Consider the following 18,626-nt stretch of genomic DNA (forward strand, 5'->3'; position numbering starts at 1 on the left):
GCATCAGAAGGACTGCGTTAAGGATAACCAGGCAAACCGAGGGAGGGCTAACATTCTGCGCCAACGACTCGGTTCTTGATAGAGGCGATACACCCATTCTAAATTGCGATCGCGCAACCAAGCCGGAGCGCGATCCTTTCGTCCTGCCCAAATATCAAAACTTCCTCCCACTCCAATCCAAATAGAACCCGGACACAGAGAACGATGTTGGGCAATCCACAATTCTTGACGAGGAACGCCCAAGCCCACATAAATTAAATAGGGTTGTTTTTCTTTCAATGTAGCTAAAAGATTTTGCTCTTCAGCCTCCGACAGATAGCCATGTTGCACCCCTGAAATCTTCAGATCTGGGCACTGCTGCTGCCACATTTGCGCCGCATCTTGGGCAACTCCCGGCTCTCCGCCATAGAAAAACGCCCCTCTAGAGTCTTCCTCTGGCGAGGATAACTCACCCATACGACAGAGCAAAGTTTCCGCTAATTCAATCCCTGGAAAGCGCTGGATCTGATAGCCTTGCCATTGTAAGTATAAAACCACTCCTGACCCATCAGGAATCACCAAATCCGCTTGGCGGATAACTTGGGCTAGAGCCGGATTTTCCCGCGCTTGCATCGTCATTTCCGCATTCAGAGTCACCACATGGGCCCCTTGGCCTTGCCTGAGTTGATGCAGTAACCAACCGGGATAATCCTCACATAAATGAATGGGAATATCCATCACCTGCGCCGGTTCTGGACTCTTCACCAGATTATTCTCCATCCTCACCCCTTCTAGTGATTCCATCATTCTTGCCTTTCACCGTCTATGGTCAGTGCTTCCGTATTTTACCTTAGACCTACCCTAGCTATTCAGAGTGGGGGCAAAGAGGCGATCTATCATAGAGTGATTAAGGATTCAAGGTGCAGGAATGACCGATTTTGATTCACCCTGGAAAGAGGCTATTTCGCTTTACTTTCGTGATTTTATGCGCTTTTTCTTTCCCCTGATTGAGGCAGAGATTGCTTGGGCAAAGGGCTTTGAATTCCTGGATACCGAACTCCAGAAAATTAAGCGCGAAACCGAAACCGGGCGACGAGACGCGGATAAACTGGTCAAAGTCTGGAATAGGCATGGGGAAGAAATTTGGGTGTTGTTACACATCGAAGTGCAATCACAAGCCCAATCGGAGTTTGCTGAACGCATGTATATCTACAATAGTCGAATCTTTGACACCTATCGTCGAAATATCGCCAGTTTAGCCGTTTTAGCGGACGATCGCCCCTCTTGGCGACCCTATCGTTATCAGCGAGACTTTTGGGGATGTCAGGCCCGCTTAACCTTTCCCATTGTCAAGCTTCTTGATTACAATGTCAGTGAGCTAGACAATGACCCTAACCCCTTTGCTGCCCTGGTTCAAGCTCATAGAGCAGCCCAGAGCATGGGTGAAAACCCAGAGGGGGGCTATGAGAATAAACTGGCTGTAGTCAAAAGTCTCTATCAACGGGGATTATCCCGCCAGGATATTATCGAGCTATTTCGGTTGATTGACTGGCTCATTGCTCTACCAGAGCGAGAAGAGCGGCGTTTATGGAGAGAAATTGAGACGTTAGAACAGGAGAGCTATATGCCTTATATTACCAGTGTTGAACGGTTTGGTATTGAGAAAGGACGCGAAGAGGGACGCGAAGAGGGACGAGCTAAAGGGCAACAAGAAGCGATTCTCCGTATCCTGGAAGTCCGTTTTGGTGATATTGGATTAAGATTAGTCGAGCAAGTGCGGAAGATCGATAATCTGGAGATCCTGGGAGAGCTGTTGACTCAAGCGGTAACGGCTCAATCTTTGCCAGCTTTTGAGGAAGTCGTCATTGAATTGGGCGCGATCGAGGAGGATAATAGTAATCCCTAGTGCCTAAAATTTCTCGATGTTTCAAACGACTCGTCGCCGTTTAGCTTTGTGGTACACTGCCGTGACTGCGGTGCTGCTGCTGTGTTTTGCTGGGGGGATTTATGGGTATGTGCGGGCGACGTTGATTGAGCGGATTGATGATACCTTGAATCATGTGGTGGAGGTGGTGGAGCGATCGCTGATTTTTGAGGCTCTGTCTAGCGCTAATCGTCAATCTCCCCATTTCCAGATTAACCTAGAAGCGAGTTTTCAAAACCAGGTGGAACCGACGGAGGACGATCGCATTGATTTAGAATGGTTTAGTCCCACAGGAGAGTTATTATGGTCAACTTGGGAAACGCCTCTGGATCTGCCTCTCCATTTTAATCGCATGGGGGAAACGGTGCGAATTGGGCGATCGCCCCAGGAAAATCTTTGGAATGATAGGGATGATATTCTACTGCGACAAGTGACCGACCGTGTACAAGTGGGTCGGGAGGTGTTAGGATACCTGCGCGTTAGCCATCCTTGGTTTGAAGTGACGAAACCTACCCGTCAGTTAATGGTGGATTTGGCAGCAGTTGTTAGTTTAACGATCATAGCAGTGGCGGCGATCGGTTGGTTCTTGTCGGGTTTAGCCATGGAACCAGTGAGAGTAAGCTATCTGAAACTGAAGCAATTTACCTCCGATGCATCCCATGAATTAAGAAACCCCATTGCCACCATTCAAACCAACGTTCAAGTTGCCCTTGCCGATCCGAGTTTAGATCCTCAACAACATCAACATTTACAAGTCGTCGAACGACTGACGCGACGGATGGGAAGGTTAGTCAACGATCTGTTATTTTTAGCTCGGCAAGATAGTGGCATGGTGGAGCAGCAATGGCAACCTATTCCTTTAGATGCTTTAGTGATGGAAGTGATTGAAGAACAGCAACTGATTGCGCGATCGCTGCAGTTAACCTTAGAGTTTAACCTAGAGGCTCCCGATTCTGCTGGCGATCGAGACCCGTTTACCGTTGCTGGAGATTGGACTCAGTTAAGTCGTCTCTGCACGAACTTAGTGAGTAATGCTCTGCAATATACCCCGGCTGGAGGAACGATTACGGTGAGTTTAACCCAGGGTTCTGGAATACACTTGCAAGTCAAAGATACAGGGATGGGCATTGCTAAAGGGGATTTACCCTATCTCTTTGATCGCTTTTATCGAGTCGATCCGGCTCGCAGCCGCGATGCACGAGATCCGGAAGGTCAAGTGGCGACAGGATCGGGGTTAGGATTAGCGATAGTGAAGGCGATCGTTGATAATCATCAGGGCAGTATTAAAATAGAATCGCAACCGGATCGAGGGACAACCGTTACTGTGAATTTACCAGAATATCGACCAGATCAAGGATTATCGAGTTAGGGAGGAATATCTGTTATTTTGGATCAATCTTCCCATCTGAAATTTCTCCAAAAAATAGAGTGCGTTATTTAACGCACCCTATTATAAATCGTGACTCTAGGGTATTTTGCCACAACCGAACAAAATAGAGATACTCTCAAAAAGTTAAACAATCATATAGAGCCTCATAAATCCCAATTCTCCTTAATTGCTTTAATTAAAGATCGAGTAGGATATTCAACATCTGTACAATAAGCCCATTTTAACCAAGCATTAATTGCTGTTTTTAATCTTTGTGGGTATTGTGCGACAACTGCGAGTAACTCTGAACTCTCAAGGTTGACACCTTCGTGCTGAAGTTCCAGGCTTCTAGGCAATTGAGTAGAATCAAACACTTTTTGAGTCGAGGTGTAACCAGAGGTATTGGTCACTTCAATCGTCTTTAATGAGGGAGAAGCGTCAGCAGCAAAACTCATCAAAGTATTTTTTTGTACTAAGTCATGTACTAGGGCTAAGATTTCATATCCTTTGGGATGATTCATGGCAGCCATAGCAACATCCTTACTATTGAATTCGTTATTCATAATTTTCTACTTACTTGGGAAACCAATATAAACATAGCGCCCGTCACACGCGATGTCAAGTGTGATTTTACAAAAAAAGATGTGGCACTCTTCAGGAATTGTGTTACTATGGTTGTGGTAATAACGAATCGTACAATATACAAGCACTATGGTTTCTGAAACGACTACTTTCTCTGAAGCTAACGACAATCAGAGAGACGATGACTCTTTGGTGACGGAAGAACTGACTAAAGCTATCACTGATAGCATTCAACCGATTATGGTCAAGTGGTATAGAACAGGACAAACCTATTTGGCCATCGGATCTAAGCATGGAGGTCGTTTGATGCTTCAAATCAATGCTCATGCTGCGGAAATCCCTACCCTTCTAAGAGGGAGGAGTGTTACTCATCATAGTAATGATCCCAGTTCTGGAAAAAATCGTCCCATTAATGATGAGCATGTAAAAAGGATTAAAAACTATATTATTGAACGGGCTGAATCAAAAAATAAGTGGATTTTGGGAGCAATTACTGCTAATGTCGATCCATCCAAAATCCAATATCAAAAGATTTGGGGAGATTTGTATGTTATGGTTATTTTGCATAATACATCACTAGAAATTACTGATGGACAACATCGCAGAAGGGCAATTGTTGAATTAATTGAATCTGATGGAATACAGCGCGATCTGATTAAAGATTGTACTTTTCCAATTAACTTAGTCCTTGAGGGTGAGTTTGAACAATGTCAAACTGATTTCTGTGATATGGCTCAAACTCTTGCAATTCCTCAATCCCTTTTGGTCGCTTATAGTGGCTTTGGGAAAGATGCAATTGCTAGAATTGTTGTTGAAAATGTCAATATGTTTTATGAAAAAACACAAAAGATAAAATCCACACCCGGATCTAAGACCGGTTACATTTACACTATTAATTATGTAGCCAAGCTGGTCAGTTGTGCATTTACAGGCTCTCCTAATGACAAGTTATCTGAGGTGAACAAACAGGATTTGGTCAAACAGTATGGACAGGAACTGAGTAACTGTCTAAATTCCTTTTTTCTTTTCTATTCACAAACCGCAGAATTTCCAAACAAAAGCCGAGAGTGGCAAAAAACAGCACGTTTAACTGGAGAGATCATTGGCAAAGACCAACTGTATTGGAAGGATGCCGCAAAATTTCGTGAGTCTTGCATTTTAGGCATTAGTGTTGGCTTGGAAATTTTAGGCTCTCTCTTGCACTATATTCGTCAATACAATGAAAATGACGGTTTTGATGAAGAAATGGTGAAACAGATTGCTCAAGATATCGATTGGTCAAAACAAGGGCCATGTTGGAAAGATACAGTTATTGTTCCCGATGGAAAAGGTGGAACTAAAATTAGTGCGGGTCGAGGTTCTGCAAAGACAGCTTTTCAAAACTGTCTCAAACAACTAGACTGGGAATAGTGACGAAGTAGGGGTAATTATTAATTGCAGTGGTGGCTATGTCTTTTATTCGCGATCGCTCTTCCCATCCGAGGCGATCGCCCCCAAACCCCCTACCCTACTATCCCTATCCCAGGAAGTATAAGGGTTTAGGCGATCGCAAACTCTGTAAACTTCCGACTTTCTGGCTCGTGAAACGCCAGTACAATCTCTTCTTTTACTATACCTTCCCTTAATAGCTCATTGGCAATACCTTCCTCTGTCCAATCTTCTTCTATATAAATTTTCTCATTTTTAATCCGAATATGAACGTGAATATTTCTAATTTTTTTCTTGTCTTCCCATGCCATAAATATCCAAAGATAATGGTCATGATCTTCATCAAATACTAAGCAACTTTCTCGGTCTAGATGATATGAGGCAGAGACCCATTCATGATACTCAGTCAAAATTTTCTTAATTGAGCAACGATAATGCTCTAGTCTTTCCATTCTACAATTTCCTCCTTATCCATATCAACCACAATTAAAAAGAGTTGGTTTAGTTTTGTTACTTCCTGAATTGATTCTCGCCTAAAGAAGTTCTGGTAAATACTATCTTTGATCGCCAGATAAATTTCATATTCCGGTTCAGTTAAACCAATAAAATTTCGGTAAAGAATATATTGTCCTAGAGCAATTTCAAAGTCTCGCATCAATGAAGGACTAAGAAAGCTTTTAATTTCGACGACAATTTTACGATCGCGCTGCTCTGCTAGAATGGTTTTCTCTGCTGAGAGATCCGCAAACAATTCAGCATCTTTATATTTAATCTTGTAAGGATCGGCAACGATCGTCCAACCGTCCTTAATTAAAGCGTTTTTGACAGCATTGTGGTAAGTGTCTTTTGCTGGCATTTTCCTCCTATGTGTGAGTTGAGGATACTGGTATTATAGCATCGCCCCCACACTCCCCTCTCCATTCTCCCTATCCCAGGGAGTATCAGGGGTTAGGCGATCGCAAATTCCGTAAACTTGCGAGTTTCAGGGGAATGAAACGCCAGTACAATGTCCTCTTTCGGTACACCTTCTCTCAGTAGCTCAGTCGCAATACCGTCCTCTGTCCAATCTTCTTCTATGTAGATTTTCTCGTTTTTGATCCGAATGTGAACATGAGTGTTATTAATTCTTTTCTCATTCACCCAATCTATAGACATCCATAGATAGTGGTCTCGATTTTCATCGAAGATTAAACAAGTTTTATATTTCTTTTTCTGCGAACAATTAGCCAGGTGATTATATTCCGTCAAGATTTTTTGAATACATTGGCGATATTTGGTTAATCTATCCATTGTACAATTTCCTCGTCTTTTATATTGACAACTAATAAAGAAACGTGATTTAACTTAACTGCCCCTTGAATAGATTTTCTTTGAAAGAATGTTTCATAAATTTGATCGTTCACTGCCAAGTAAATTTCTTGATATTCATCTTGAGCTAATTGAATCATGTTTCGATAAAAAATATATTGCCCTAAAGCATTTTCAAAGTCCTTGATTAAGGATCGACTTATGAAACTTTTAATTTCAATAATTATTTTGCGCTGCCTTTGTTCATTTTCTATAGCTAAGTCCGGATAAAGCTCAACATCTTCATATTCAAGAGGGTAAGGATCGGCAACGATCGTCCAACCCTCCTTAATTAAAGCATTTTTGACGGCATCGTGGTAAGTGTCTTTGGCTGGCATTTCCCTCCTATGTGTGAGTTGAGGATACAGGTATTATATCAAAGGCGATCGCCCCCTCCCCACTCCACCTCATCAGGCGATCGCCCCCACACTCCCCTCTCCATTCTCCCTATCCCAGGCAGTATCAGGGTTTAGGCGATCGCAAATTCCGTAAACTTCCGCTTCTCTGGAGAATAAAACGCCAACACAATATCTTCTTTCGGCACTCCTTCTCTCAATAACTCAGTCGCAATACCTTCCTCTGTCCAGTCTTCTTCAATATGAATCTTCTCATTTTTGATTCTAATATAAACCGAAATCGCTCTGACTCGCTTTCTGGAAGTCCAACCAATATCAAACCAAAGGTATTGATCTCGTTCTTCATCAAAGGATAATATTGTATCTATTCCCTCCAAGTTGGGGGTTTGGCTGGCAATGCGATCGTATTCGGTTAACGTTTTTTTCACTAGAGAGCGATAGTTTTCTAATTTATCCATTGGACAATCTCCTCATGGGTAAGATCGATGACAATCAACCATATTTGATACTGTTGAATGACTAACTCAATACCTTTTTTCTGAAAAAATGTTTCATAAATATCTTGGTCAATAGCTAGGTAGAGACAGTAAGTTGGATGAATTTGAGATAATAGAGTTCGATATAAAATGTATTGCCCTAAAGCACATTGAAATTCATGAACCGCAGACGGATTGATGAAACTTTTCATCTCGACTACAATATTGCTATCTTCTTTCTGTGCGGAAAATAGCTTTTTCCCTGCTACATCAGCAAATAAGGTCATTCCTTCGTATCTGATTGTATAGGGATCGCGAACAATTTCCCAACCATCTTTAATCAAGGCATTCTTAAAGCTTTCATGATAAGTGTCTTTGGCTGGCATTTTCCTCCTATGTGTGAGTTGAGGATACTGGTATTATAGCAAAGGCGATCGCCTCTCCAGAACCAGCGATCGCCCTCTCCCTACTCTACTCCATCAGGCGATCGCATTTCCAGACCCAGCGATCGCCTTCTGAGTCAGTATCAGGGTTTAAGAGATCTCACATAGGGTTGAGAAATTTTCAAGTTACGAATTACTCGATAGTGTTTAATATTGAAAGTACATAGTGTTGCTTGTTGACCTAAAGCACAATGAGCAATTAAAGCATCGAGTAAACCTAAACCATCAGACAAATGATATTGGCTAAAATCTGATAGCGCTTTTGTACAATCAGCTTCAGTTAACCAAATGACTGGCAAGGGTGCAATTAACTTAAATACTTGATTGACTTCTTGCTTATTTTGGGCATTTTGAATTAACTCCATCACTACAAAACCAGGAATACTCGGAATTTCGGATAAGGTCGAAAACCATTCAATTGCAGGTTGATGACCTCTGAGAACATCAATTAGAATATCTGTATCGAGTACAAGCATTAATTTTTCCATTTAGAACGGTTGACGGCGTTCAGCTTGATAACGAATTTGACGAGCATAGTTTTGACTATCCTCAATTTCAGGACGAGAATTGATTAATCCTTCTTTTTGCCAATAAGAAATCAACTCTGAGCCGGTTTTGGGAGTGTTATTCAAGACTTGTCTTAGAGAAAGGAGATGTAAAATATATTCGGATAAGGAGAGGTTAATTTGTTGGGCTTCAATCGATAATTCTTGTTCTAGTTCTTGAGGTAAATTGATCTGAATGGTCATATTGTGAAGTTAGGGATTGGGTATTGTAAATTTGGGTTTATTGTAACTTAAGATTAAGGCGATCGCCCTCTCCCCACTCCACCCCATCAGGCGATCGCCCCCACACTCCCCTCCCCATTCTCCCTATCCCAGTCAGTGTCACGGTTTAGGCGATCGCAAATTCCGTAAACTTCCCGGTTTCTGGCTCGTGAAACACTATTTTAGGCTATGATGAGACTATCTTAATCCAAACTGCATGGAGGTAAGTATCATGTTATCCACAGAGCTGAGACAAGAATCGATAGTCAAGAGAATTGGGGATGTAGTTTCGATTTTGATGGAAGAACGCCCTTTATTCCAAGAAGATCTTAATGATTCAGAAATGATTCAACTTTTAGTTAAACTTGCTCAAGATAACTTAAGCTTTGAAGAATTTGATAGTATGCCAGATGCTGAGTTAAAAGAACATTGTAGTTTTGTTATGGCTACAGAACTTTTGTCAAAAATTGGTCAAGATTTTACTCCTGAGCAAATGGCTATCTTTGATGAAGCGATAAAACGAAAGTAGTAGACTTATGAGTTATTTATTAGACACCAATATTATTTCTTTAGCTGTCAAAGATAATTTGAAAATAAAAGCTAAACTAGAAGGACTAAAATTTCAAAGAAGAAAAATTAATTTTAGTTGCATTACTTATTTTGAAGTCAGGAGAGGCTTCCTGGCTGTTGATGCTCCTAAACAACGGGAACGCTTTAATCAAATTTTCCAAGATTATCAAATTATTTTCTTAGATGATTTAGCTATATTAGAGAAAGCTGCTGAAATTCATGCTAATTTGAGATTAAGGGGTTTACCGATACAAACTGAAGATGTTTTAATTGCAGCGAGTGCAATGGTTAAGAATTTGATTATGGTTTCTAATGATACGGATTTAGCCAGAGTTCAAGGTTTGAGTTTAGAGAATTGGTCAGAATTATAAACATTGAGTTTAGCCTAAATTCGACAGGCGATCGCCCCCACAACCCCCTTCCCATTCTCCCTATCCCAGTGATTATCACGGTTTAGGCGATCGCGAACTCCGTAAACTTTCGGCTTTCAGGCGCATGAAACGCCAGTACAATATCCTCTTTCGGTACACCTTCCCTCAGTAGCTCAGTCGCAATACCTTCCTCTGTCCAATCTTCTTCTATGTATATTTTCTCATTTTTGATTCTCACATAGACAGAAACAGCTTTAATTCTTCTGCCATCTTTCCAGCCAATATTAAACCAGAGGTATTGACTTCTGTCATCGTCAAACATTAACACTTCATCGATATCCGGATCGGGGACTTGTGCAGAAATGCGATCGTACTCAGTTAAAATATCCTTGATCAGTGTTTGATAGTGGATTAGTTTGTCCATTTGGTAATCTCCTCTTGATTCAGATCCACAACTAATAATAAGACTTTATAGGTTTGGATAATCAGTTGAATTGCTAATTGCTCAAAAAACTTTTGATAAATATCTTTTCCAATTGCTAAGTAAATTTCACAGTCAGGTTGGTTAATGGAAAGGAAAGTTTTGTAAATTAGGTATTGACCTAGTGCTGTCTCGAATTCCCGCATAGGAGAGCGACTGAGAAAACTTTTGATTTCAATTACAATTTGTCGTTCTTGTCTAGTGGCAGCAATTGTTTTTTGACTCGCGAGATCGGCAACTAATTTAACTTCTTCGTATTTAATAGGATAAGGATCGGCAGTAATTGTCCAACCCTCCTTGATTAAGGCATTTTTTACGGCATCATGGTAAGTGTCTTTTGCTGGCATTTTCCTCCTATGTGTGAGTTGAGGATACTGGTATTATAGCATCGCCCCCACAACCCCCTTCCCATTCTCCCTATCCCAGTGATTATCACGGTTTAGGCGATCAGAACAGCAACTTCCCCGACTAAATATCTAGTCCCCAAACTTTCATAGCGATATTTACCAACATTTCTTGGCGTTGATCAATAGAAGAATCATCCCATACTTTGAAATTAACTAAACCAAGCTGACTCATAGCACGATTTAGCTGTGTATCGTTACCAACATGAGGAATTTCCGATAAAGAACGAGTTATTAAAATTTGAGATTGCTGATATCCCGATAATTTATCATCATAATCATTGTCAGAAATAGAACTATTAATTGTTTTTTCTAACAAAGTTAAATTTCCTAGTTTTTGTGATTTTAAATTCTTCCTAGATTGTGGTAGTATATGTTCAATGGTAATATTCTTATCAAGATAAAATCCTAATTCTTTACTATTTCCATATGCTGTTTTTTCAACAAATTGTGAAATTTTAGCTAAAATATAGCGAAGACGATATTTCGCTAAATTAGATTCAGATAGTTGAAGCAAAGATTGCCTAAAATCGTCTTTTAAAGAATTAAGTTCAGGAATAAAGTATTTTTCAATAAAAGAATCTAGTTCCTCACTCGTCTTCACCAATCTTAAGTGTTTTGACCAACGCGCAAACTCACGACCCAAATTAAAATCTTTGCGTCTAGTTTTTCTTGTAATAGCGTAAACAAAAAATAAGTTTTCAAGATACAAGGATAATTTATTAAAAAGATCTATTCTTAAAAAACGTCCGCTTAATAATAATATTAATTGTTGTTTGGAACGTCCCTGGATTTGAGCAAGATTTTTTAAGTGATAATTGTCAGAATTATCAATATTTTTAGCTATTGTAAATTTACAATAGTGTTCAGCAGCCAACGTTAAAGTTTCAATGAATTTTATTGGATTTTTCTGTATTTCATGTTTTTCTTGGTTTTCAAGAAACCAATCATAAATTTCTTCTTCTGGAAAAGTATTAGACAAGTTAACTGGATAATGAGACATTAAGTAATATCGCATAAATGATAAAGGTTCTTGCTTATGTTGAGAGAGTATTGTAAGAAATTCTTGCCATTTTTTAGTTAAGCTACTCCAGTCTCGATTATAGTTATTGCCGTTAGAAGTATGAATAAACAAATAATTTTTTAGTAAATCTACAGGATTCAGTCCGATTCCTCTTTCATTAATGGTCTCAAAAACCTTAAGGGCATTTTTAAGATTTGGACTTTCTATTCTAATCAACTTAGTTCGATTAGCAATAAATGAACAAGCTTCTTTGAATTTTTTAGAGTTAGCTTCTAAGTTATCATTCAAGAAATTTTTGATGAGTTTCCATGCTTTATCTATGTTTTGAGCAGATTGTGAAGATTTAAGTAAGGATTGTTCATACTTATCTCCTTCTAAAATACAATCCAGTATTTTTTGCCCTAAGCTATCATATTGTAGAGACAATCTATATTTATCAATATCCTCACCTGTGTTCATATCTTGAGCAAAACCTTTGATTAAGTTTTCAGTTACTCTTGATTCATCTCCTAATTCTTTAATACAGTCTCTAATGGCGCAAAAAATCAAATAAACTGTAGTTAATCTTTGTTGTCCATCGATTAACTGAAATGTTTTTTTATCATCAGTTCTATCTGGACAAACAACAATAGAACCTAAAAAATATTCCGAGAACTGATTAGAGCTTTCATATTCATATAGTCCTAATCCTTCAAATAAATCTTCAAGTAATTTTTTTACGTTATCTTCCTTCCAAACATATTCACGCTGAAAATTAGGTACAGTATAAAAATCTTGAAACAAGTCTGCAATACTCAAATTTTTCGATTCAATTGTTGGAATATTAGACATAAAATATGTATACTTAAGATTTAATCAACAGATATCTGAATTTTGAAGGTGAGCCATTATCCGGCCCACCCTAACCATTATACTACACTACAGCCTCTTCTAACTTGGGCATCTCCTCCACAGGAATCACGCGACCGAAATCCTCGAAACCTTCAATCTCATTGAAGTTCAGGTAACGGTACAACTCAGCCTTAAACGGATCAACCTTCTTAGCCACAATATCTAAATACTCTTCAACAGTGGGGATTTTACCGAGAAGAGCGCAGACTGCTGCCAACTCAGCCGAGCCTAAATAGACTCGCGCACCTTTACCCATGCGGTTGTTAAAATTACGGGTAGAAGTCGAAAAAACCGTGGCATTATCTTCCACTCGCGCTTGATTTCCCATGCACAAGGAACATCCCGGCATCTCCGTTCTTGCACCAGCAGCAGCGAAAATACCGTACACTCCTTCATCCCGTAACTGTTGTTCATCCATGCGGGTTGGGGGACAGATCCACAGGCGACCTTTGACCGTTCCTGCCCCTTCCAAAATCTTCGCCGCCGCCCGATAATGGCCGATATTGGTCATACAAGAACCGATGAATACCTCATCAATTTTATCCCCGGCACATTCGCTCATTAACTTGACATTATCCGGGTCATTGGGAGCGGCGACAATCGGTTGTTTAATCTCGTTTAAATTGACCTCAATAATATCAGCATACTCCGCATTTTCATCGGCTGACATTAACTCTGGGTTTGCTAACCATTCCTCCATTTTGGCAATACGACGAGTCAAGGTCATCGCATCCTGATAGCCCCTGGCGATCATGTTTTTCATTAGCACAATATTAGAGCGCAGATATTCCGCCACCGTGTCCGTACTCAACTTAATCGTACAACCCGCACACGATCGCTCTGCCGTGGCATCCGTTAACTCAAACGCCTGCTCTAACTTCAAGTCCGGTAAGCCCTCCATCTCCATCACCCGACCATTAAACACATTTTGCTTGTTCTCGGTGGCGACAGTGAGCTTACCCTGTTGCATGGCTACCCAGGGAATGGCGTTGACGATATCCCTGAGCGTTACCCCCGGTTGCAACTCACCGGTAAACTTGACTAACACGGACTCTGGCATATCCAAGGGCATCACCCCCAGAGCCGCCGCAAACGCCACCAACCCGGAACCGGCGGGGAAGGAAATACCCAGGGGGAACCGGGTGTGGGAGTCGCCCCCCGTGCCTACGGTGTCCGGTAAGAGCATCCGATTGAGCCAGGAGTGAATGATGCCATCTCCCGGACGCAGGGCAACCCCTCCGCGAGTGGAGAAGAAGTCGGGTAAGTCCTTGTGGGTTTTGATGTCTACGGGTTTGGGATAGGCCGCTGTATGGCAGAAAGTTTGTAAGGTGAGGTCGGCATTAAAGCCCAAACAGGCCAGTTCTTTCAGCTCATCCCGCGTCATCGGCCCGGTGGTATCCTGGGAACCGACCGTGGTCATGATTGGTTCGCAGGAGGTTCCGGGACGCACACCGGGCAGTCCGCAGGCTTTGCCCACCATTTTTTGCGCCAGGGTAAACCCTTTACCGGTATCGTTGGGCAGACTGGGACGGGTGAATAGGGGACTCGGTTCATATCCCAGGGCTTCACGGGTTTTATCGGTTAAGCTGCGTCCGATGAGTAGGGGAATGCGTCCACCGGCACGAACTTCATCGAGAATGGTTTCGGGTTTGAGGGTGAAGGTGGAAATGACTTCTCCCGCTTGGTTGGTAATTTCCCCTTTGTAGGGATGGATGGTGATCACATCGCCCGTGTTCAGTTTGCTGACATCGCATTCGATGGGGAGTGCGCCAGAGTCTTCAGCCGTGTTGAAGAAGATGGGGGCAATTTTACCACCGAGAATGTATCCTCCTGCCCGCTTGTTGGGTACAAAGGGGATATCTTCGCCGATGTGCCAGAGAACGGAGTTAATGGCAGACTTGCGGGAGGAACCGGTTCCGACAACATCGCCGACGTAGGCGACGGGATGGCCGTTTTCTTTGAGTTTGGCGATGGTTTGCAACCCTTCCGGCATCCGCGACTCTAGCATAGCCAGGGCATGGAGGGGAATGTCGGGGCGAGTGGTGGCGTGGGGTGCGGGGGAGAGGTCATCGGTGTTGGTTTCTCCGGGCACTTTGAAGACGGTGACGGTGATGGCTTCAGCCAGTTTGGGACGGCGGATAAACCAGACGGCGTTTGCCCAAGCGTCGATCGCTTGTTTGGCATAGGGGTTCACGTCTGAGAGTTCTAGAACTTCATTAAAAGCATCAAAAACCAGGGTGATTTTACTCAGAGCGCCAGCCGCTTCACTGGCCATGCCGTTATCATTGCTTTTGAGGATATCGACGAGCGATCGCACATTATATCCTCCCACCATCGTCCCCAGCAGGTCGATCGCCCCCTGATGGGAAATCAACGGACACTGGATCTCATCTTTCGCCACAGCAGTCAGGAACCCGGCTTTCACATAAGCCGCTTCATCCACTCCAGGCGGAATGCGATCGCGCAATAACATCAGCAGTTCTTCTTTCAGCTCCTCTGGCGGATTTTTCAGCATCTCGCACAACTCGGAGGTTTGAGCGGCATCCAAAGGCAAGGGAGGGATACCCAGAGCAGCCCGTTCTTGGGCATGTGGACGATAATCATCTAGAAACATAAGCGTTGTAGTTCTCCTGATTCGTTTCTCTCATTATGAAGGAGTCTCCCAGTGTAGCGCCCGATCGACTCAGGAAAACGTATCCTTTGCTCCGTAATGGTTATCAAGTTCACGAACTAGAAGCAGAAGATATAATTTATGCAGAAGCCCAAGATTACCTAAATCAGGAGGAAAAATGGTCAGAGAGCGTTGGACAGATGAAAGGATTGATCGGTTAGCGGACAGTGTAGATGAACTTAGAGACAGCATAGATGGGTTGAGAGTAACTAGCCAAGCTTTATTGCAAGTGGCAGCTCAACATCAACAAGAGATGGAATTAATTAAGGAGCGACAAGCCGAAAGCGATCGCCGCATGGAATTATTAACGCAACGACAAGCGGAAAACGATGCCAGGTTTAATGTGTTACTCGAAGAAGTTCGGTATTTGATTCGCCGAGAGGGAGAGGATTAAGAGCGATAATGCGACCCATCGCTGGTGCGATCGCACCACAATTATGCTTGTCCCTTGCGAGTCATTCCAATTCCAGACAGATAAAGATCGGGAACTTTATACCGTTCCACCTCATTTTCACTCCCTTCATAAATTGACAGCAACCCGACTTCCCTCGCTAGGCTCAACTGATCGTCGAATCCTGTTATCTCAGTTGCTTTAAACGGAGAATACCCAATCTCCTTCAGGCGATCGACTAATTCTTCAAGCTCCCGAAACTCTTCATTAATTAAAGCATTTAAGGCTTGTTCTGAAACTTTTTCCAGAGAAGAGCTTAAAGCACGGGGACGAATAATCGTCTTCTCATAGGGATTCTGTTTCTGTTCTCTCTGTTCCCAGTTTCTAGCTTCTGCAAAAAGTTGTAAAAGAGCGCGAGGACTGTGATTATCACTTCCATCAGCGATGCGTTTCCAGACCCAATTTCGAGTAAAGGCAGATTTACCACCTCTCATTCGTTCTCCCACTAGAAGATTCCAGATTGCAAAGACTTGTGATTCACTTAAACGATCGTAATTGTTCCAAATTCCACCTTGATCAACTGATTCTACCATTTGTTTAAAGGTTTCAGATTTCAATGCTTGTTTGATCGGAACCTTAAAGAACGTTGCCTTATCTTTCCAGACTAAAGTCACTGAACGCCCATAAGAATGGCTTTTATTATCAAATTTTAGCGTTCTCCAGATATCCTCGCGCAACAAAACTTTGAATTTCAAATATTGCAGACTCTCACCTATATCTGTTACTAAAGACAGTAAACCTTCAATCGCTTGAGTCCGTCTATCTCGATCGGGCTGAGTATTGCCAAAGCCTGTGTCCAATCCATCAATGAGTAGGAATAGAGGAGATCTTACCGCGCCATCAAAACGGGTTAACCAATCTCTGGATAATAAGCCAATTTGAGAAATAGGTAGGAGATTTTCAAACCAGCGAACGACTTCTAATTCGCTCCTTGGATGGCTTCCTAAAACTTCTAAAAAAGCTGTATCCGGTTTAGGTGCTTCTCCATCCCAGGAAATCCAGCAAGCTAAACAAATTTGTAGCAACCAAAAATCTCGCCAGTTCTTTCCATTCCTTTCTAATATTTGACTAATAAAACTAAATCCTTCCGAATTGATTATCCAAGGACGATTACCTTTAAGAGGACTCGGAGATAAAACAACAATAGAATTAAAATTTGAGTCTTCTAGTAAGCGTCTAAAAATTGCTGTTTTACCCGTTCCTTTTCGACCTAGAATTAATGAAATATTCGATTGAAGTGCCCTGTTAACCAAGTCAGTTTGTACAAAGGTTTCTAGAAAATTATCTTGGGATTCTGCTGTTCCTCCTGAGAATCGCAATTCCTGCAAAATTTGGTTTTTACTACTTGACAAATTACTGGGAATCTGCTCTTCGCTGGCTGTAGGTAGAAAGCGCTCTAGCCATTCCGCGATCGCCTCAAAATCACGCCATGCATCGCGATTAAGCAAGATTTTGTCTGAAGTAGCAATAACTTCACGATAGGGAATAAAGTGGGTAATTTCAGGGGCTTTAATCGGTTCTGTACTCGATCGCTTTTCCCGTAAAATAGACAGCCATCCTTCAATCCAATCAATGGCTCGATGTTGATATCTCTCCACCACTTCTGGTGCTTGACTCGCAGGTATGGGAGAAACAAGAAATCGAGGTTCTGGTGTTAAAGATAATTTTGTTCGTCTTGTCTTTGCTGAGAGTAAAGCGCGAACGAGTTCACCTGTCCCGACTAGAGTTTGAGGATGGGGAAAAAATACAATAATAGCTAGGTCAGCTAAATCAAATAGCAGAGGAGCATTCAGGGGCGTAATTCCTGTCCTCGCATCGAGTAAAATAACATCAGGCTTAAACGTTAGATTGTGACTGAGAGCTTCTATCAACTGCCGTAATGGGTTCTGGTCTTCACGATACCATGCACCTGGATCAATAAAGTTGAGCAAACGAGCATAATTCGCATTTGGTAATCCTGCTGGCAGGCAATAAATTTCCTCTGTTTCTGATACTCTAATAATATGATTTTGGATGTTAGGATTTTCCCCTCGATCCAAACTCAATAAAATAGAAACCAAACCCTGTCCCTCCTCAATTTCATCTTCTTTTCCCCATAAAGCGGCTAACCCTGGTGCTTCTAAATCCAGATCCACACAGAGTACAGTTCTTCCTCGACTGGCAAGAATTTGAGCGGTATAAGCCAAGGCTGTCGATCGCCCCACTCCACCTCTGAGAGAATAGAAAGTAGTTACAATGGGGAGGTCAAGGTCATCATCGAGATCGGATGGAAACAGGATTGCTTCAGGATCGGGGGATTTGGCTAATGCTTCCGGCCAAAGGGGTAAGTCTTCTAAGGTAGAATCAATAGGGAGAGAACCGGCCCATTCTTGCTCTTCAGGAGTAAGCAAATCTAACCACTGAATAGTCAAGTCTTCCAGTCCTTTTAAGGCTATATTCTTGCGTTCTGCGGGTGATTTTCCCTGAAATTCTGGAGAAATGACAGCAATACGCCAGCCCATAAAAGGATCGGGTTGAACTCGCAAGTCTTGAACCTCTAAAGTAGCCGATGACATATTATCAAGAATATGTTGTTTAAGATCTTGGTGATTCATCGACTTTTCCTCCTAGATTGACGACGAAGTTGCTGCTGTATCTGTCTGGTTAATTGTTTGGCTCCATCTAGTAATTCTGCAATAGAGATACTACTATCCAAACTGAGTTGATACCGTAAGGATGTATCCCAGGATTCGATAAAAAATGTCTTTGCTCCTTTAGAGTCGTGCAAATCTGAGAGGCGAAATTTTGCAGCTTCCCATAAACCCCGGAGATTATGTCCCTCATTACCATGCTTGGGAAATCCCACATTGCGATCGCGCAGTAATGCTTTTAGGCTACATTCTATCGCATATCCAGCCATATAAACACAGCCGATTGAGGTCGATCTGGCTTGGTAAATCGCGTCTGCATCATTTCCTCGCTCACGGGCAAGATCTAGCCAATCCTGGGATTGGTTGGGATGTTGAGAAGCCATAGTCATATCAAGTCCGTTGGATCAGTTACAGTATGTCATTGTGAATGGAACGCAGTGGAATGAAGCAATCTCAACCATC

Annotated in this window: 23 protein-coding genes; 7 read left to right on the forward strand and 16 right to left on the reverse strand. The window is 42.1% G+C overall.

Annotation, left to right across the window (positions count from 1 at the left end; genetic code table 11):
• Positions 1 to 3: 3 nt before the first annotated feature.
• Positions 4 to 786 carry a WecB/TagA/CpsF family glycosyltransferase gene (locus PMG71_RS21805; protein WP_283755841.1) on the reverse strand — a complete coding sequence of 261 codons (783 nt, stop codon included), beginning with the start codon at positions 784 to 786 and terminating at the stop codon, positions 4 to 6.
• 121 nt (positions 787 to 907) lie between these two features.
• On the opposite strand from PMG71_RS21805, the gene PMG71_RS21810 reads away from it, so the two are divergent.
• Positions 908 to 1,885, forward strand: coding sequence for an RpnC/YadD family protein (locus tag PMG71_RS21810; RefSeq protein ID WP_283755842.1), 978 nt, complete (start codon positions 908 to 910; stop codon positions 1,883 to 1,885).
• A gap of 16 nt (positions 1,886 to 1,901) precedes the next feature.
• Positions 1,902 to 3,272, forward strand: coding sequence for a sensor histidine kinase (locus PMG71_RS21815; RefSeq protein ID WP_283755843.1), 1,371 nt, complete (start codon positions 1,902 to 1,904; stop codon positions 3,270 to 3,272).
• Between the two features lie 164 nt (positions 3,273 to 3,436).
• Here PMG71_RS21815 and PMG71_RS21820 read toward each other — a convergent pair whose 3' ends face one another.
• The gene (locus PMG71_RS21820) at positions 3,437 to 3,835 is read right to left on the reverse strand and encodes a hypothetical protein (protein WP_283755844.1); all 399 of its coding nucleotides are present in this window, start codon (positions 3,833 to 3,835) and stop codon (positions 3,437 to 3,439) included.
• A 148-nt stretch (positions 3,836 to 3,983) separates the two neighbouring features.
• On the opposite strand from PMG71_RS21820, the gene PMG71_RS21825 reads away from it, so the two are divergent.
• Positions 3,984 to 5,264 (forward strand): DNA sulfur modification protein DndB, encoded by a 1,281-nt coding sequence (locus tag PMG71_RS21825; protein WP_283755845.1) that lies wholly within the window; start codon positions 3,984 to 3,986, stop codon positions 5,262 to 5,264.
• 128 nt (positions 5,265 to 5,392) lie between these two features.
• Here the strand turns inward: PMG71_RS21825 and PMG71_RS21830 are convergent, their stop codons facing one another.
• The 8 genes from PMG71_RS21830 to PMG71_RS21865 form a co-directional block, all read right to left on the reverse strand.
• Positions 5,393 to 5,734, reverse strand: coding sequence for a XisI protein (locus PMG71_RS21830; RefSeq protein ID WP_283755846.1), 342 nt, complete (start codon positions 5,732 to 5,734; stop codon positions 5,393 to 5,395).
• Positions 5,722 to 6,138: a XisH family protein gene (locus PMG71_RS21835; RefSeq protein WP_283755847.1), complete on the reverse strand. Its 417-nt coding sequence runs from the start codon at positions 6,136 to 6,138 to the stop codon at positions 5,722 to 5,724. Before PMG71_RS21835 ends, PMG71_RS21830 begins: the two co-directional genes overlap by 13 nt.
• Positions 6,139 to 6,230: 92 nt before the next feature.
• Positions 6,231 to 6,572, reverse strand: coding sequence for a XisI protein (locus tag PMG71_RS21840; RefSeq protein ID WP_283755848.1), 342 nt, complete (start codon positions 6,570 to 6,572; stop codon positions 6,231 to 6,233).
• A complete protein-coding gene (locus tag PMG71_RS21845) occupies positions 6,560 to 6,967 on the reverse strand; it encodes a XisH family protein (protein WP_283755849.1) in 408 nt (135 codons plus the stop codon). The genes PMG71_RS21840 and PMG71_RS21845 overlap by 13 nt, the downstream gene beginning before the upstream one ends.
• A 131-nt stretch (positions 6,968 to 7,098) precedes the next feature.
• Positions 7,099 to 7,443: a XisI protein gene (locus tag PMG71_RS21850; RefSeq protein WP_283755850.1), complete on the reverse strand. Its 345-nt coding sequence runs from the start codon at positions 7,441 to 7,443 to the stop codon at positions 7,099 to 7,101.
• A complete protein-coding gene (locus tag PMG71_RS21855; protein ID WP_283755851.1) occupies positions 7,431 to 7,847 on the reverse strand; it encodes a XisH family protein in 417 nt (138 codons plus the stop codon). Before PMG71_RS21855 ends, PMG71_RS21850 begins: the two co-directional genes overlap by 13 nt.
• Positions 7,848 to 7,987: 140 nt before the next feature.
• Entirely contained in the window at positions 7,988 to 8,380 is a 393-nt protein-coding gene (locus PMG71_RS21860; protein ID WP_283755852.1) for a PIN domain-containing protein, read from the reverse strand.
• Between the two features lie 12 nt (positions 8,381 to 8,392).
• Positions 8,393 to 8,653, reverse strand: coding sequence for a hypothetical protein (locus PMG71_RS21865; protein ID WP_283755853.1), 261 nt, complete (start codon positions 8,651 to 8,653; stop codon positions 8,393 to 8,395).
• Between the two features lie 250 nt (positions 8,654 to 8,903).
• Between PMG71_RS21865 and PMG71_RS21870 the strand changes: the two genes are divergently transcribed.
• Together PMG71_RS21870 and PMG71_RS21875 are read left to right on the forward strand one after the other, a co-directional pair.
• Positions 8,904 to 9,200, forward strand: coding sequence for a hypothetical protein (locus PMG71_RS21870; protein WP_283755854.1), 297 nt, complete (start codon positions 8,904 to 8,906; stop codon positions 9,198 to 9,200).
• A gap of 7 nt (positions 9,201 to 9,207) precedes the next feature.
• Positions 9,208 to 9,612, forward strand: a complete 405-nt coding sequence (locus PMG71_RS21875) for a PIN domain-containing protein (protein WP_283755855.1) — start codon at positions 9,208 to 9,210, stop codon at positions 9,610 to 9,612.
• A gap of 82 nt (positions 9,613 to 9,694) precedes the next feature.
• Here the strand turns inward: PMG71_RS21875 and PMG71_RS21880 are convergent, their stop codons facing one another.
• The 4 genes from PMG71_RS21880 to acnB form a co-directional block, all read right to left on the reverse strand.
• On the reverse strand, positions 9,695 to 10,036 hold the full coding sequence (locus PMG71_RS21880) for a XisI protein (RefSeq protein ID WP_283755856.1): 342 nt from the start codon (positions 10,034 to 10,036) through the stop codon (positions 9,695 to 9,697).
• Positions 10,024 to 10,440, reverse strand: a complete 417-nt coding sequence (locus PMG71_RS21885; RefSeq protein WP_283755857.1) for a XisH family protein — start codon at positions 10,438 to 10,440, stop codon at positions 10,024 to 10,026. Before PMG71_RS21885 ends, PMG71_RS21880 begins: the two co-directional genes overlap by 13 nt.
• Before the next feature lie 121 nt (positions 10,441 to 10,561).
• Positions 10,562 to 12,352 carry a DUF262 domain-containing protein gene (locus PMG71_RS21890; protein WP_283755858.1) on the reverse strand — a complete coding sequence of 597 codons (1,791 nt, stop codon included), beginning with the start codon at positions 12,350 to 12,352 and terminating at the stop codon, positions 10,562 to 10,564.
• A gap of 82 nt (positions 12,353 to 12,434) precedes the next feature.
• Positions 12,435 to 15,026: a bifunctional aconitate hydratase 2/2-methylisocitrate dehydratase gene (acnB, locus tag PMG71_RS21895; RefSeq protein ID WP_283755859.1), complete on the reverse strand. Its 2,592-nt coding sequence runs from the start codon at positions 15,024 to 15,026 to the stop codon at positions 12,435 to 12,437.
• A 35-nt stretch (positions 15,027 to 15,061) separates the two neighbouring features.
• Between acnB and PMG71_RS21900 the strand changes: the two genes are divergently transcribed.
• Complete coding sequence (locus PMG71_RS21900; protein ID WP_283755860.1) at positions 15,062 to 15,244, forward strand: hypothetical protein; 183 nt, start codon at positions 15,062 to 15,064, stop codon at positions 15,242 to 15,244.
• Positions 15,202 to 15,477: a hypothetical protein gene (locus PMG71_RS21905; protein ID WP_283755861.1), complete on the forward strand. Its 276-nt coding sequence runs from the start codon at positions 15,202 to 15,204 to the stop codon at positions 15,475 to 15,477. The genes PMG71_RS21900 and PMG71_RS21905 overlap by 43 nt, the downstream gene beginning before the upstream one ends.
• Positions 15,478 to 15,518: 41 nt before the next feature.
• On the opposite strand, the gene PMG71_RS21910 is transcribed toward PMG71_RS21905, so the two are convergent.
• On the reverse strand, positions 15,519 to 18,128 hold the full coding sequence (locus tag PMG71_RS21910; RefSeq protein WP_283755862.1) for a P-loop ATPase, Sll1717 family: 2,610 nt from the start codon (positions 18,126 to 18,128) through the stop codon (positions 15,519 to 15,521).
• Entirely contained in the window at positions 18,125 to 18,553 is a 429-nt protein-coding gene (locus PMG71_RS21915; RefSeq protein ID WP_283755863.1) for a HEPN domain-containing protein, read from the reverse strand. Before PMG71_RS21915 ends, PMG71_RS21910 begins: the two co-directional genes overlap by 4 nt.
• Positions 18,554 to 18,626 lie beyond the last annotated feature (73 nt).

It is taken from the genome of Roseofilum acuticapitatum BLCC-M154, assembly GCF_030068475.1.
Taxonomy (GTDB): Bacteria; Cyanobacteriota; Cyanobacteriia; order Cyanobacteriales; family Desertifilaceae; genus Roseofilum; species Roseofilum acuticapitatum.

Bases quoted from the DNA above. Each gene is read 5' to 3' on its own strand.
- PMG71_RS21900 (WP_283755860.1), top strand. From the start codon at position 15,062: ATGAAGGAGTCTCCCAGTGTAGCGCCCGATCGACTCAGGAAAACGTAT.
- PMG71_RS21910 (WP_283755862.1), bottom strand. From the start codon at position 18,128: ATGAATCACCAAGATCTTAAACAACATATTCTTGATAATATGTCATCG.
- PMG71_RS21835 (WP_283755847.1), bottom strand. From the start codon at position 6,138: ATGCCAGCAAAAGACACTTACCACAATGCTGTCAAAAACGCTTTAATT.
- acnB (WP_283755859.1), bottom strand. From the start codon at position 15,026: ATGTTTCTAGATGATTATCGTCCACATGCCCAAGAACGGGCTGCTCTG.
- PMG71_RS21880 (WP_283755856.1), bottom strand. From the start codon at position 10,036: ATGGACAAACTAATCCACTATCAAACACTGATCAAGGATATTTTAACT.
- PMG71_RS21840 (WP_283755848.1), bottom strand. From the start codon at position 6,572: ATGGATAGATTAACCAAATATCGCCAATGTATTCAAAAAATCTTGACG.
- PMG71_RS21845 (WP_283755849.1), bottom strand. From the start codon at position 6,967: ATGCCAGCCAAAGACACTTACCACGATGCCGTCAAAAATGCTTTAATT.
- PMG71_RS21815 (WP_283755843.1), top strand. From the start codon at position 1,902: ATGTTTCAAACGACTCGTCGCCGTTTAGCTTTGTGGTACACTGCCGTG.
- PMG71_RS21885 (WP_283755857.1), bottom strand. From the start codon at position 10,440: ATGCCAGCAAAAGACACTTACCATGATGCCGTAAAAAATGCCTTAATC.
- PMG71_RS21855 (WP_283755851.1), bottom strand. From the start codon at position 7,847: ATGCCAGCCAAAGACACTTATCATGAAAGCTTTAAGAATGCCTTGATT.
- PMG71_RS21905 (WP_283755861.1), top strand. From the start codon at position 15,202: ATGGTCAGAGAGCGTTGGACAGATGAAAGGATTGATCGGTTAGCGGAC.
- PMG71_RS21915 (WP_283755863.1), bottom strand. From the start codon at position 18,553: ATGACTATGGCTTCTCAACATCCCAACCAATCCCAGGATTGGCTAGAT.
- PMG71_RS21830 (WP_283755846.1), bottom strand. From the start codon at position 5,734: ATGGAAAGACTAGAGCATTATCGTTGCTCAATTAAGAAAATTTTGACT.
- PMG71_RS21810 (WP_283755842.1), top strand. From the start codon at position 908: ATGACCGATTTTGATTCACCCTGGAAAGAGGCTATTTCGCTTTACTTT.
- PMG71_RS21825 (WP_283755845.1), top strand. From the start codon at position 3,984: ATGGTTTCTGAAACGACTACTTTCTCTGAAGCTAACGACAATCAGAGA.
- PMG71_RS21805 (WP_283755841.1), bottom strand. From the start codon at position 786: ATGATGGAATCACTAGAAGGGGTGAGGATGGAGAATAATCTGGTGAAG.
- PMG71_RS21870 (WP_283755854.1), top strand. From the start codon at position 8,904: ATGTTATCCACAGAGCTGAGACAAGAATCGATAGTCAAGAGAATTGGG.
- PMG71_RS21850 (WP_283755850.1), bottom strand. From the start codon at position 7,443: ATGGATAAATTAGAAAACTATCGCTCTCTAGTGAAAAAAACGTTAACC.
- PMG71_RS21860 (WP_283755852.1), bottom strand. From the start codon at position 8,380: ATGCTTGTACTCGATACAGATATTCTAATTGATGTTCTCAGAGGTCAT.
- PMG71_RS21890 (WP_283755858.1), bottom strand. From the start codon at position 12,352: ATGTCTAATATTCCAACAATTGAATCGAAAAATTTGAGTATTGCAGAC.
- PMG71_RS21820 (WP_283755844.1), bottom strand. From the start codon at position 3,835: ATGAATAACGAATTCAATAGTAAGGATGTTGCTATGGCTGCCATGAAT.
- PMG71_RS21865 (WP_283755853.1), bottom strand. From the start codon at position 8,653: ATGACCATTCAGATCAATTTACCTCAAGAACTAGAACAAGAATTATCG.
- PMG71_RS21875 (WP_283755855.1), top strand. From the start codon at position 9,208: ATGAGTTATTTATTAGACACCAATATTATTTCTTTAGCTGTCAAAGAT.